9 protein-coding genes are annotated in these 13,757 nt (G+C 43.2%); 6 read left to right on the forward strand and 3 right to left on the reverse strand.

Annotated features, from left to right (window positions below; genetic code table 11):
- Positions 1-6: 6 nt before the first annotated feature.
- The 3 genes from AC0VYI_RS20805 to AC0VYI_RS20815 all read right to left on the reverse strand — a co-directional run bounded on the left by AC0VYI_RS20805 (position 7) and on the right by AC0VYI_RS20815 (position 2,792).
- A complete protein-coding gene (locus tag AC0VYI_RS20805) occupies positions 7-675 on the reverse strand; it encodes a DUF1826 domain-containing protein (protein WP_475445293.1) in 669 nt (222 codons plus the stop codon).
- A gap of 142 nt (positions 676-817) precedes the next feature.
- Entirely contained in the window at positions 818-1,078 is a 261-nt protein-coding gene (locus AC0VYI_RS20810; protein ID WP_199477520.1) for a DUF5062 family protein, read from the reverse strand.
- 370 nt (positions 1,079-1,448) lie between these two features.
- On the reverse strand, positions 1,449-2,792 hold the full coding sequence (locus tag AC0VYI_RS20815) for an IS1182 family transposase (RefSeq protein ID WP_475443365.1): 1,344 nt from the start codon (positions 2,790-2,792) through the stop codon (positions 1,449-1,451).
- Positions 2,793-3,206: 414 nt separating this feature from the next.
- On the opposite strand from AC0VYI_RS20815, the gene AC0VYI_RS20820 reads away from it, so the two are divergent.
- The 6 genes from AC0VYI_RS20820 (at position 3,207) to AC0VYI_RS20845 (ending at position 13,705) form a co-directional block, all read left to right on the forward strand.
- The gene (locus AC0VYI_RS20820; protein ID WP_475445294.1) at positions 3,207-5,237 is read left to right on the forward strand and encodes a methyl-accepting chemotaxis protein; all 2,031 of its coding nucleotides are present in this window, start codon (positions 3,207-3,209) and stop codon (positions 5,235-5,237) included.
- Positions 5,238-5,500: 263 nt separating this feature from the next.
- Positions 5,501-7,531 carry a methyl-accepting chemotaxis protein gene (locus tag AC0VYI_RS20825; protein ID WP_475445296.1) on the forward strand — a complete coding sequence of 677 codons (2,031 nt, stop codon included), beginning with the start codon at positions 5,501-5,503 and terminating at the stop codon, positions 7,529-7,531.
- Positions 7,532-7,672: 141 nt separating this feature from the next.
- On the forward strand, positions 7,673-9,910 hold the full coding sequence (locus AC0VYI_RS20830; RefSeq protein WP_475445297.1) for a GNAT family N-acetyltransferase: 2,238 nt from the start codon (positions 7,673-7,675) through the stop codon (positions 9,908-9,910).
- Between the two features lie 327 nt (positions 9,911-10,237).
- Positions 10,238-11,239: a TRAP transporter substrate-binding protein gene (locus AC0VYI_RS20835; RefSeq protein WP_475445299.1), complete on the forward strand. Its 1,002-nt coding sequence runs from the start codon at positions 10,238-10,240 to the stop codon at positions 11,237-11,239.
- 156 nt (positions 11,240-11,395) lie between these two features.
- Positions 11,396-12,076, forward strand: a complete 681-nt coding sequence (locus tag AC0VYI_RS20840; protein WP_475445301.1) for a TRAP transporter small permease — start codon at positions 11,396-11,398, stop codon at positions 12,074-12,076.
- A gap of 15 nt (positions 12,077-12,091) precedes the next feature.
- Positions 12,092-13,705 carry a TRAP transporter large permease gene (locus AC0VYI_RS20845; protein ID WP_475445302.1) on the forward strand — a complete coding sequence of 538 codons (1,614 nt, stop codon included), beginning with the start codon at positions 12,092-12,094 and terminating at the stop codon, positions 13,703-13,705.
- The last annotated feature ends 52 nt before the right edge of the window (positions 13,706-13,757 follow it).

The following is a 13,757-nucleotide window of genomic DNA, read 5'->3' on the forward strand; positions in this document are numbered from 1 at the left end:
TAATCGCTAAATCATATCCAGACTGAGAAACAACCTTGGCGAATCCACCGATGCACTGGGTGACCGATGAACCACTCCTCTCCCCATAGCAGTAGGCCAAGTATTGCCTTTCATAAGGGCCACATCCCCAGCGTTTAATTGGTTGACTGTACCGAAAGAAGCCAATCCCGTATTTTTCTCAGTCCATTTAACCGCATGACCTAACTCGGCGCGGACCGCATGAGCATCATGAAGCCACTCTGAGCCCTGCCCAAGATAAGTGGTAATCAGCCGACACGGTATATTATCCACATGGAAACGAGGACACATAGCTTTGGATAATACAGCCAGTCTTAACCCCACCTCTGACAAGTCAAATAAACAGGCAAACATATCCATTAACGTACGCACATCTTTAATAAAGACCTCTTTATTGGTGTCGTCGGGTAGGATACGAATTAATAACTTTTCAATGTGCTCAGGCGCACCTTGGTCTTTAATATTCAGCTGCGGCGCAGAGGATATTAAGCTTGTACAGTAAGTATCAACCTCCTTAAGCGAGCGTTTCCATACCACCATGTTAAACGAGTCTTGATAAATATCCCCAAAAACATCTGGCTTGTTCGACTTCACAACAGACAGTAACGAATGATCAAGCTCAGGAAGCGCCAGCAATGCTTGTCGTGCGGTGTTCATATTACGCTAAACCTACTTTTTCAGTTAAATGATATGATATAACATTACAATACTGAAAAGCAATTTGTCTATATAAAAATGCCGTCATAAAGACGGCAATTCATGCGTTCATTAGAACCCTGTATACATGAACAAGACTGATCTACTTCAACAGAGGATCATCTTTAGGCAAGTGCTTTTGAATCCATAAAGCCAATTTGTGCTTCATGGCAGGAAGATTCTCTTTATCCGCTGGTAACCCAACCACAAGCTTATCCAGTACCAACAAGCGATAAATCGCCTCGACTTTTTCATTGGCTGACATAGTGGAAGAAAAACCAGCATAACCTCTTTTTAAAGCGTAGTTCTCTCCCACTTGTAATGCTCTCTTGCTCAGAGCCGCTTCATTCTTGATCTTCTTCATATGACGATCCTTTCTCAACATGGAAGGAGGAGAGAGCATTGGATCCCCTACCTGATATCTCAAGCAAGAGCCTCTATAAACAGCGTGACTCTCTCCATCATTTACTTTCAATCAGCATGAAAGCAATAAATACCTTAAAGAACAAGCTTCTATCTAGCTTTTCGCCCTATAAAGCAAAAAAGCCTCTATAAAGAGGCGCAGGTTACTGATAAACCCCAGTTTTTTGCTGGGGTTTTATTTTTCTGAGTCTTTTGCTCACATTCCTTCCTAAGTGACTCAAGATATCTCATTAGTTACTTAGAGCTCTTTGAGGCCTTTTATTAAGGCTCTGACTATCGATTTCGTCATTTTTTTGAACAAATAAAAGCCTCTAGCTAAGCATTAAGGCTATCTTTTTCATATTTTGGGCGGCTGCCGTTAATAGACATTGAGAAGCTACTTTATCTGTTCCTCGAAATCGTGCATATCGATAGCCATGCAGCTCTTTTGCGTCGGCAAAACTTCGTTCCACGGTTTCCTTTCGTCTGGCATAAATGACTTTGCCTAATGGGGTTAGCCGATGGGCATTGATGCGTTCTTTGCTATCTTCCCAAACATGACGCGTAATGGTTTTGACCGATTTTTTGTTTGTGGTGCAGCGGTGCTTTTCTGGGCAGTTCGCGCAGATCAGGCTATCTGAGTCGTAGTGACGGTAACCTTCTCGAGAAGTGGTTTTGTAAATGAGTTTTTCACCTTGCGGACAGAAGTAGACATCTTGTTCCCTGTCGTACTTGTATTCGCGTTTATAGAAGAAGCCTTTCTTGTGATTAGGACGACGATAGCCCATCACGGCATAGATATGTCGTTCTTCTAACCCATGACAAACTGCCGAGGTAAAGTACCCCGCATCGACTCCGACCGATGTGATGAAAAGCTTAAAGCGTTCTTTGATTCGGTCCAATCGCTCTAAATAAGGGACAGCATCGTGGACATTGCCTGCGGTGACGTGTACGTCAGTAATAATGTTGCAACGTGCATCAACCGTTCGGTGATCTAAGTAGAAGAACCCTTTGGGCTTAGTATCTCGTACCATATAGCCACTCTCTGGATCCGTCGTACTCTGCTTGATTTCACGACTCTCCACCTTGTTTTTTTCAGGTGGTAAAGGCTTTTTTCCATGAACGAGTCGATCCTCCTCAACGGCCTTATCGAGCTCATCCATATACGCCTGTCGGGACTGTTCAACCACTACTTTTTCAAAATGCTTTTTGTTCGCATTGGCTTTAAGGTGTGTGGAGTCCGTATAAAAGGTGTTTCCGCCAACTAACTTGTGTTTTATAGCCTGGAGTACGATCTCATCAAAGATCTTTTGATAGATATCGGATTCCTTAAAACGACGTGTGCGGTTTGCACTCAAAGTGGAAGCATCGGGAATTTTGTCAGTCAGGCCTAAACCTAAGAACCAACGATAAGCGACATTAACTTGAACCTCTCTAATCAACTGACGTTCACTACGAATACCAAAAAGGTAGCCAATAAATAGCAACTTAAACATGAGAGTAGGATCGAGAGCGGGACGACCGTTATCCGCGCAATAAAAATCCTTCACAAGATCATGTAGAAAGGAAAAATCAATAATTCGATCAATCTTGCGAAGCAAGTGATCACTGGGGACGAGCTCGTCGATGGAAACAAACTCTAAAGTAGACTGGGTTTGAGGGCGTTCTTTAAGCATGCCGTTATTATAAAAAATCCCCGCCGAATGGCGAGGACTTTATCAGCAGTCTGAGCCTCTATAAAGAGGCGATTGACAGCTTTGAATCCCTAAGATGACTTGTTAACCACTTAAAAAAACAAGTAATCAAACTTTAATACTTTCAATTTAAGATATTTTTTATATTATTGTTCATTTTTACAATCAAAAAAATAACAAAATTTTACATTAAGAGATTTTTGCACATGGCCGTGTGAACTAAAACTCAATAAGTATGAGTTTAAATAATTGATTTATATAAACAAAAATCAAAAAACATTCTTTTTTACTTTATTTAAAAAGTCTCTTTAGAGTATTTTCTTATACTTAAAAGGGCTTTATACAGCAAAAAAGAAACAAAAGTTAACACTTCTACTGTTAAGGATCTTTCAATCTATGTTGTCATTTCTAAAAAAATCCCCCTTACCAAGACAACTTGGCATCGCCACATTGCTCTTTGTTACGATCGTTTTTGCCACCTTAGTGTTTATTATCAACGCCCAGCTTAATGAATACATAAATACCATTGTGACGAATCATGAACAAAAAGAACTGGAACTGGTCAGTAAGCAATTAGAAGCAAAATACCATTCTCTAGAGGATCGCCTTCAACGCAATGGCGTACTTTTGGGCACAATGCTTGAAGCAGCAAAGATAAACGCAAACAAACCCGACACAATTAATGGCATGACGATTCCATCGCTGCAATTACATGGTGACACCATCAGCGGTCAAAGCCCTTTCATTCAGCAGTTCGCTCATTCTACCGAATTGGATACAAACCTCCTAATCAAGCAAAACAATCAATTTATTCGAATTGCCAGTTCATCAGCGAATTCTTCCCCTGTAGGTTCTTTATTAAATGAGAGTAATAAGGGCTACCAAGCGCTAGAAGACGGCGGACATTTTATTGGCGTAGACAGCATAAATGGCCAACAATACTTTGCCAATTACAACAAGGTTTCAGGGCAAAGCAATCTATATTACGAACTACTCATCCCGCTTAATGAGATAACCGATGGCTTAGCCAAGTCATTAAATACACTGACATTTGGCAAAAGTGGCTATATCTTTATCACACAAGCAGGTGACCACCCAGGCACATTTGTTCTTCATCCCAACAAACAAATGGTTGGAAAAAATATTTTTTCTGTTTTCCCAGGCCTTAAAACGACTTTCTCCCAAATGTATGAAAAAGATCGCGGTATCATTCATTACGACCTAAAAATCCCTGGGGTGACCACCATTCCCCGCCCCGCTCTTGCTCTGTTTGAAAGAGTCAAAGACTGGAACTGGGTAGTGGTGCTAAAGACCTACGACGATGAATATCAAGCAGAAATTAACGTGATCTTATGGGTTGTCAGCGCCGCTTCCCTGATTTTTGGTCTTTTACTCGTACTATGCCTATGGCTATACATACGCCGTGCACTTAAACCGTTAAAAGAAATATCCAAAGGTTTACATGAATTAGGAACAGGCAATTTGGCTTTTCGCTTTCATGATACCTTGATTCCAGATTCTAATAATGAAATCGATTTATTGCGTAATGATACGATCCGTATGCGCGATAATTTGATTCGTCTCATTCAAAAAGTCCAGCATTCGAGCATGGAACTCCTCCATTCCAGCCACGAGATTTCAAACGTCAATAAATCACTAACCAACAGCGCGAACTACAGCCAGGATGTCAGCATCCAAGTGGCCTCTGCTATTGTCCAGATCTCGACAGCCATAGAAGATGTCGCACACAATGCGACCGATGTCTCTAGCGAATCTGACAGCGTCCAAAGCATTACACAAAACGGCAATGAGGCGATGCAACGCGTCGAAGAAACGGTTGGCAAGCTTTCTAATGCGTTTAGTCAAGCCTCAGAAACCATCGAGGATGTTGAAAAAAGCTCAACTGAAATTGGTAAGGTAGTCTCTGTTATCAATGAGATTGCCGAACAAACCAATTTACTGGCGCTGAACGCGGCTATTGAGGCCGCTCGCGCTGGTGAACAAGGGCGAGGCTTTGCCGTGGTTGCGGATGAAGTGCGAGTATTGGCACAACGTACGCAACAATCAACAGAAGAAATTCGCAAAGTGATTGATAAGCTACAACTGAACAGTCGTTCTGCTGTTAAAGAAATGGAACAAGGAAGAAACCAAGTTGACAATAGTGTCAGTCAAGTCCTAGAAACACGCAACATTTTGTCTCGTATACTGACATCGATGAAAAAAGTCTCGCTTGGAACAACAAATGTGGCCACAGCGACAGAGGAACAAAGCGTTGCTGCCACTCAAATTCGTCAGAATACAGAAACATTACGCGAGGCCTCAAGCAATACATTAATTCAAGCAGACACCTCACAGGGTCATAGCCAAAATATCCAACACATGGCCACTGACCTTCAAGAAGATCTCAAAGCCTTCACACTACCATAATACCACTATTGCCCACTCTATTTACCTAGAGTGGGCAACCCGAATCCACTTGATGCTCAATCCTAGCAAATAAATTCATTTATATGAATTCACCTTATTTAATTAAATATCATTTCCGTATACAAATCTATCACTATAATAACAAAGAATTACAAAATAAAACAAAGCAATAAAAAATTGCTGTTTCCATAACATATCGTTATGGAATTTCTTCCCTTTTAAATAACTCAACCACTATATCCCCTGAATTAAGGATCCATGAGATGCTCGCATTTTTCAAAAAATACCCGCTACCAAGGCAACTCGGTCTAGGGACACTCGCTTTTGTTATTATCATCTTCGTTGCTTTAACTTTTATCATCAACGTGCAACTAAAACAGCAAATCAATGACATCGTTATCAGTCATGAAAAAAAAGAAGTCGAGTTGGTCAGCAACCAACTTGAGGACAAGTACCACTTAATGCAACGCGTTATGATGCGCAACGGCGCTCTTCTTAATGATATGCTGGAACAGGTAACTGTCGATTCGAATACGCCACTCAGCATTAACGGCACTCAAACTCCCTCAATTAAGTTAAATAACCAAGTTATTAATGGAAATAGTCGTTTTATTCAACAGTTCGCCACATCGACAGAATCTGAAGTAAGTTTGCTAATCAAGCAAGGAGATCAGATCATTCGCGTTGCTAGCTCTATGAACAATGCCTTGGCTGCTGGTACTGATTTAGGAAACAATACAGAGGGCTACAAAGCCATCCAAAATAACTCCGATTATTTGGGGGTGGACACTCTCGGAAACACCTCCTACTTTACTTACTATAAGAAAGTATCGGGACAGAGCAATCTCTATTACGAACTGCTTATTCCTATTCAAAACATCACATCCCCAATTGCTAATACGCTAAATAAAATGGTGTTTGGCAAAACAGGGTATGTCTATGTCACGACAGCTGGAAAGCATAAAGGGGACATTCTTATTCACCCAAGTAAAGTTTTAGTTGGGCAAAATATTCTAAGTCGTAACCCACAACTCGCAAATACGTTTGAGAAACTCTATCAACAAAAGTCAGGCATCATCCACTACTCATTAAAAGTAGAAGGTCAAACCACCACCTCTCGCCCCGCAATTGCTCTCTTTAAACGAGTGAAAGGCTGGAACTGGGTAGTGGTGTTAAAAACTTATGACGATGAATATCAAGCCGAAATCAATAAAACCTTATGGATTGTCAGTTCTGTGTCGGCTGTATTTGGCTTGATGCTGGCAACCGTGTTATGGCTGTTTATTCGTCGCGCGCTTTCGCCAATAAAAGAAATTTCTCAAGGCTTGCATGAATTAGGAAGTGGCAATTTGGCTTTTCGCTTTCATAATAAATTAAGCAAAGACTCCAATAATGAAATCGATTTATTGCGTAATGATACCATTCATATGCGTGACAGCTTGATTCATCTTATTCAAAAGGTTCAAGATTCTAGCATTGAGCTTCTCCACTCAAGCAATGCCATTTCTGACGTCAATAAAACATTAATCAATAGTGCAAACTACAGCCAAGACGTCAGCATTCAGGTGGCCTCTGCCATTGTTCAGATCTCGACCGCCATAGAAGACGTCGCACATAATGCTAACGATGTTTCGGCTGAATCAGACAAGGTTCAAAGCGTTACACAAAACGGCAATGAGGCGATGCAACGTGTTGAGGAAACCGTTGGCAAGCTTGCCAATGCGTTTACTCAGGCCTCAGAGACCATCGAAAATGTTGAAAAAAGCTCAACGGAAATCGGCAAAGTAGCCCTTGCTATCAATGAGATAGCCGAGCAAACCAATCTGCTGGCGCTGAATGCTGCCATTGAAGCAGCTCGTGCTGGTGAGCAAGGACGAGGCTTTGCCGTGGTCGCCGATGAAGTGAGAGTATTGGCACAACGTACGCAACAATCCACAGAAGAAATTCGCAAAGTGATTGATGAGCTACAAATAAACAGCCGTTCTGCCGTGAAAGAAATGGAACAAGGGAGAAGCCAAGTAGATAATAGTGTCAACCAAGTATCTGAAACACGTAACATATTGTCTCACATACTCACATCGATGAAAAAAGTCTCTCTTGGTATCACCAATGTTGCCACAGCCACAGAGGAGCAAAGTGTTGCAGCGACACAAATTCGTCAGAATACAGAAACACTGCAAGAAGCTTCTGGCAGCACGTTAAAGCAAGCGGATGCGTCGCAAGATCACAGTAACAACATCCACCAATTGGCTAACGATCTTCAAGATGATCTCAAAGCCTTTAAACTAAAGTAAGATAAAAATATTAAGGAAGGTTGTAAAAGACCTTCCTTATGTTTCGTCCACAAATTATGGGCTTACTGTAGCATTCGATTCTAGCGAACATTGGCTATTTCCCATGGTCACAGTATCATACCTTGATCGCAAGGAATGATTATGCCGAATCCAAACAATTTAAAACACCGCCATTGTTATCTCTTCACAGGAAATACTTCGCAAATTTACGCGGCTTTTTCCTGCGTTTCCAATGGACAAGATTCAATCCTCATCTGTACCCACGATGAAGCACATTATCGCGACTTCAATCCACACGAAAACGCAGACATTCGTTTATTTAAACACATAAAGAATACCCTTGGGCAAACCTATGACGCCATATTAATTGATATAACACAGGGGGTCTCTGCTAGTGTGATCGCCATATTAGCAGGTGCAGTAAGAGGCGATGGTATCTTTGCCATCGGCTTACCGGAAGAACCTGAACAAAATTGGCTAAACCAAGAAGACCAGGAAATGGCCCGCTATCTACCCTGGCCTTATCATCCTGATCAAATCGAGTCACACTTTAAACGCTATATTCTTAATCAGCTTATCCATCCACGCAGCCCCTTCCAATACATCCGTCCTCAACAGATTGATAGACTTACACCACCACAAAGCCATACAGTGGGTGCCCCCCAGCACAAAATCACTCTGACACAAGAACAAGAAGCCGCCCAAAAGTCATTATTAACCGCTTCCAACGAGACTCATGTATTGATCGCATCACGGGGTCGAGGCAAATCCACTCTGCTTGGAGACACCCTAGCCAAGTGGGTAAAAGCGGGGAAGAAAGTCGCCGTTACTGCCGCCACGCCAGACGCATTGGTTGCCCTTCGCAAACAATATGATGATCAATTTGCCTCATTTAACGTGTCATCTGATCACAAAGAGATGGTGCCAGAGATGCCCTTTTATGCACCAGACACCCTGCTATTGATGGAAGATCAATGGGAACATCTGATTATTGATGAAGCCGCTCGTCTTCCCATTCCCGTACTAACGGCTCTGTTGGATAAGTCTAAGCAATGTGTATTCAGCACAACAGATTATGGCTATGAAGGGGCAGGACGAGGTTTTGGTATTCGTTTCTGTCACACTTTAGAAACACCACGCCAAGGAAAATCAACGTCCTTAAAAAGGCTCTCTTTAACCCAGCCCATTCGATGGGGGGAAAATGACCCACTCGAAAAATGGGTTAATGAGACATTTTTCTTATGCCCACCATTTGAGGCAACTCCCAACCTTTCGTCAACAAATACCACACCGCTTGTCACCACGTTACAAGGAAAAGCATGGCTACAGGAACCTGAGCATTTAAAAGTGACTTTTTCGCTATTAGTAAATGCTCACTATCAAACTTCGCCAGATAATATAAGATGGATGTTGGATGACCCAAGTGTCACCACATGGTTATCTCAATCAGGCTCCCCCAACAGAGCCGCTAAACCAGCGCATACAGGGGTCCCCAAGATAACGACAAATCCTATGGTAATAAATAACCCCCAAGTAATGAGCAATATGACCATTAACAGTGTGGCAATTGTTACCGAAGAAGGTGAGCTTCCAGATGATCTAAGCCAAGCGGTTCTAGAAGGCTCCCGCCGCCCTAGAGGCCACCTTGTTCCTCAGTCATTAATGGCCCATGAGGGCTTCATCGAAGCGGGACGCTATCGCTATTGGCGCATCAGCCGTATTGCCACTCAGCCTAATCTTCAAGGCCAAGGGCTAGCGAGCCATTTACTCAAACAAATAACAGAAGCTGCTCGAAGCAAAGTCGATTTTCTCTGTACCAGCTTTGCCGCCAGTCCTGATATCGTTGCGTTTTGGCAAAAAAATGGTTTTATCAGCGTGAGACTGGGTACAAGCAAAGACAAAGCCAGCGGCAGCTACTCTTTGATGATGGTCAAACCTCTTAACTCAATTGCCGAGCAACAAGCCAAACAGTGGTACAGTCTGTTTCTGAAGCGTTTCCAGACGAATTTACTGCTCTGCTATCAGGATTTATCCGCAGCGCTTATTATTCAACTTGTCCAATGGACTCCTCAGTCAACCTCACCGGCTAATCTATTAATAAGCGAACAGGATAAGCAGGATCTGCTCTTGTTTTGCCATACTCATCGCCCTTTTGATAGTGTTCGAGCGGCCCTTTATAGCGCGTTTTTTCAGTTAGCCTACCAAGGTAAACTCAAAGCACATTCATCATTCGATACTCTGTTGTTTGATGCCGTATTAGGTAGAACAACGCAGCCTCAATTGAAAGCAGCCAAACTGACAGGGCGGAAAGACCTTCACTTGGCTTTGAAACAGACACTCAAACAGGAAATATTTGCCCCTCATACAACTCAATCCTAGTTAAGCCTTGGTGTCCTCTTCTTGATCTGCCAGACAATCTTTCTTGATCTCTCGCCACTCGGGTTTAGATCGCAATAAAAATTGGCGGAAATCCACCCATAGTCATTATTTTATGTGTGAGTTTCCGCTCTTAATATCGCCACCAGCCTTCGTCCGATTCTGGAAAAAACTTTTTTATTCAATCAAATTCAATCACTTAGACAAAATATTAAAGAGTTGGCATAGATTGTGTAAACACTAAGATAGCAACAATTAAATGTGCTTCACTCGTTTGGCTAAGATCAAGCGATAATAAAAATAATTATCTCGTTTTGGAGTTTTAAAATAATGAAAAAAATCAGTCTAGCCTTGACCACTCTCGCCCTTTCCTTTGCTACCAACGCCGCCTTTGCTGATTCTTCAGCCTGCGATCCTGGCGAGCGCGTTGTAAAATTCAGCCACGTAACAGGGGGAACAACTCACCCTAAAGTGGTGGCCGCGAATAATTTTGCTGCGCGTGTTAACAAAGAAATGAATGGCAGACTCTGTGTTGAAGTTTTTCCGAACTCAACATTATTTGGCGACTCAAAAGAATTAGAAGCCTTGCTTTTAGGCGATGTTCAATTGCTTGCCCCTTCTCTTTCTAAGTTTGGTTCTTACACACCTAAATATGGTGTATTCGACCTACCTTTCATCTTTAAAAACATGGACCAAGCCATCCGCTTTACTAACAGCCCTCAAGGTAAAGATCTGCTCTACGCCATGAAAGACAATGTTGGCTTCGTTGGTCTAGGTTACTGGATGTCAGGTATGAAATACTTCTCTGCCAACAAAAAACTGATCTTACCAAGCGATGCGAAGGGCCTAAAATTCCGTGTCCAAACCTCTGATGTAGCCAAAGCCATGATCGAAGCCATGGGCGCGTCACCACAAGCGATGGCGTTCTCCGAGGTATACGGCGCACTGCAAACCGGTGTTGTGGATGGCCAAGAAAATACATGGTCTAACATTTACACCAAAAAATTCTACGAAGTGCAAGACAGCATCACACAAACCGACCACCAATTGTTGGCTTACTTGTTCATGACGTCTCAAGACTTCCTAGACAGCTTATCCCCAGCGGATCGCAAACAATTCCTGCAAATTGCGGATGAAGTAACACAGGAAGCAAACCAATCTGTGAAAGCGAAAGAAGCTGAAAACCGCGCCAATATTTTAAAAGCCGGCGGCAAAATCAATGTATTGACACCAGAGCAACGTCAAATTTGGGTTGAAACGATGAAACCGGTTTGGAAAAAATTCCAAAACGACATCGGTGAAAATCTAATTAATGCCGCAGCCAACTCATAATCCCTTTGTTTTATGCAGAATGTTGGCTCTATTGAGCCAACATTAGGGCCTTCTCCTCACAGTTTACCTATCTCTTATCCTTGTATAACGAGGTTCGTCTTGCTGTGTCTGCGTTGTGCTTTTAGATAGACAGGTCCACTTGTTCAGGAGACCACCATGGCATACTACTGGCCACATTTATATTTATTATTTTTTATCATCATCCTTTGGGTGCTGGAAAAATGCTTTCCCAAAGCGATGGAACGCGCTGAAGAAAACCTATTAATCATCGTCATTTCTTCGATTATGGCAGTGTCTTTTGGTCAGGTAATTGCGCGTTACGGATTTAATACTGGCTGGGATGCCGCATTGGAATTCAACACCGTCGCATTTTCATGGTTGATTCTACTGGGTATGAGTTATGGCATTAAAACGGGTATCCATATAGGGGTCGACATTGTACTAAACGCCGTACCTAAACCCATTGCCAAAGCCCTATCTCTGTTTGGCGCGTTTGCGGCCATTATGTACGGCTTAATCCTCCTAGATGCAACCTGGCTATCAATGTTAGGCATCGATGCTCGTGGTGGGGCCATCGAGTATTGGACAAAAATGTTCAAAATCGGCATTGGTACTGAAGAGCTGCGTTACCCGGTCTTTATGCAAGAAATGTTTGACCTAAGACCCCGTGTTCAACGCTGGTTAGTGCTTATTATATTGCCGATCAGTTTAGCCATGCTGTCGTATCGCTCGCTGCAGGCCTTTATCGATATTGCACGAGGAAAACGTGACATGTTGATCAGCGGCCACGAGGCGCAAGACCTCGTCAACGCCAACAAAGACTCTTTAAAAGACTAACGCAGGAGCTTTATTGTGGAATCTATTATTTTATTCGGTCTCGTACTGACCCTGCTGTTTATCGGCCTACCTGTTGGTATCTCGTTGGGCTTATCGTCCATCTTGTTTATTACCTTTTTCTCCCACGACTCCTTGTCGTCGGTAGCGATTTCTTTGTTTGGTGCGGGTCAACATTATACCCTGTTGGCCATCCCGTTTTTCATTCTCGCTTCGTCTTATATGTCAACTGGCGGTGTCGCAAAACGCTTGATTAACTTCGCCATTGCCAGCGTTGGACACTTCCGTGGCGGTTTGGCCATGGCATCCGTTTTGGCGTGTATGATGTTCGCAGCCTTGTCAGGCTCTTCCCCCGCCACTGTGGTTGCTATCGGCTCGATTGCCATTGTGGGGATGCGCCAAGTCGGTTACTCAAAAGAGTTCGCCTCTGGCATCATCGCTAACGCGGGCACATTAGGTATCCTAATCCCCCCTTCCATCGTAATGGTGGTGTACGCAGCCGCAACGGATGTATCCGTTGGTCGCATGTTCTTAGCAGGGGTGATTCCTGGCTTATTGGCTGGCGTAATGTTAATGATAGCCATCTATGTTGTTGCCCGTATTAAAAACCTACCAGCAGAAGAATGGAAAGGCTTTGGTAATCTTATCCGTGGCGGTAAAGAAGCTGGCTGGGGATTATTTCTTGTCGTTATTATCATGGGTGGTATCTACGGTGGTGTGTTCACACCAACAGAAGCGGCAGTGGTAGCGGCCGTGTACTCGATTTTTATCGCCCTGTTTGTGTATCGTGATATGGGGCCATTAAAAGGCCAAACTTGGACAAATGATAACGACGCACCTCATGCTCGTGTTGGTTTTAACGGCACAGTGTATGGCGTGTCTTTCTTCCTTGTCTGGGAAATTTTGTCCTTCTTCGCCTTTGCGGACAGTAAAACCGTGACTGGTGGTGATCGCGCTCTTTGGGGTTGCGCCCTCTCGCTATTACTCGCGATCTTCTATGTCTACAAGCGCTCTTCCCATTTAAAGGAGTCCATCGTAACTTGTTTGCTTGCTGGCTTGCCTATTTGGGGGCGTAATCTTTCATTGATGCTACGAGGCTTTTTCCCTGCACTGTTTGGTGAAGAATCTCGCAAGGTGATGCTGGAAGGCACCAAAACCACCATCATGCTGATGTTTATCATCGCCAATGCCCTGTTGTTTGCTCATACCTTATCAGCAGAGCGTATTCCGCAAATGATCACAGAATGGATGTTAAGTGTCGGCTTTAACTGGTTCACTTTCTTGATTGCGGTGAATATTCTTCTGCTCATTGGTGGACAGTTTATGGAGCCATCTGGCTTGCTGGTCATTGTTGCCCCAGTTGTCTTCCCAATCGCGATGAAGCTAGGGGTGGATCCGATTCACCTTGGTATCATCATGGTCGTCAACATGGAAATCGGTATGATCACGCCACCGATTGGTCTAAACCTCTTTGTGACCTCAGGCATCACAGGCATGAGTTTAGCCCGCGTCGTAAAAGCCGCTACGCCTTTTATGTTGGTATTAATGGTGTTCTTGGTTCTGGTGACTTACATCCCAGAGCTTTCCACGGTTTTACCTTATAGCGTCATGGGGCCAGAGCTAGTGAAATAATAAAACGGTTTTAATGCATTAAAAAACGCCCAAATCGGGCGTTTTTTTGTTC

It is taken from the genome of Marinomonas sp. 63XJN7_9_ISO-PGPR-S23-217, assembly GCF_056173515.1.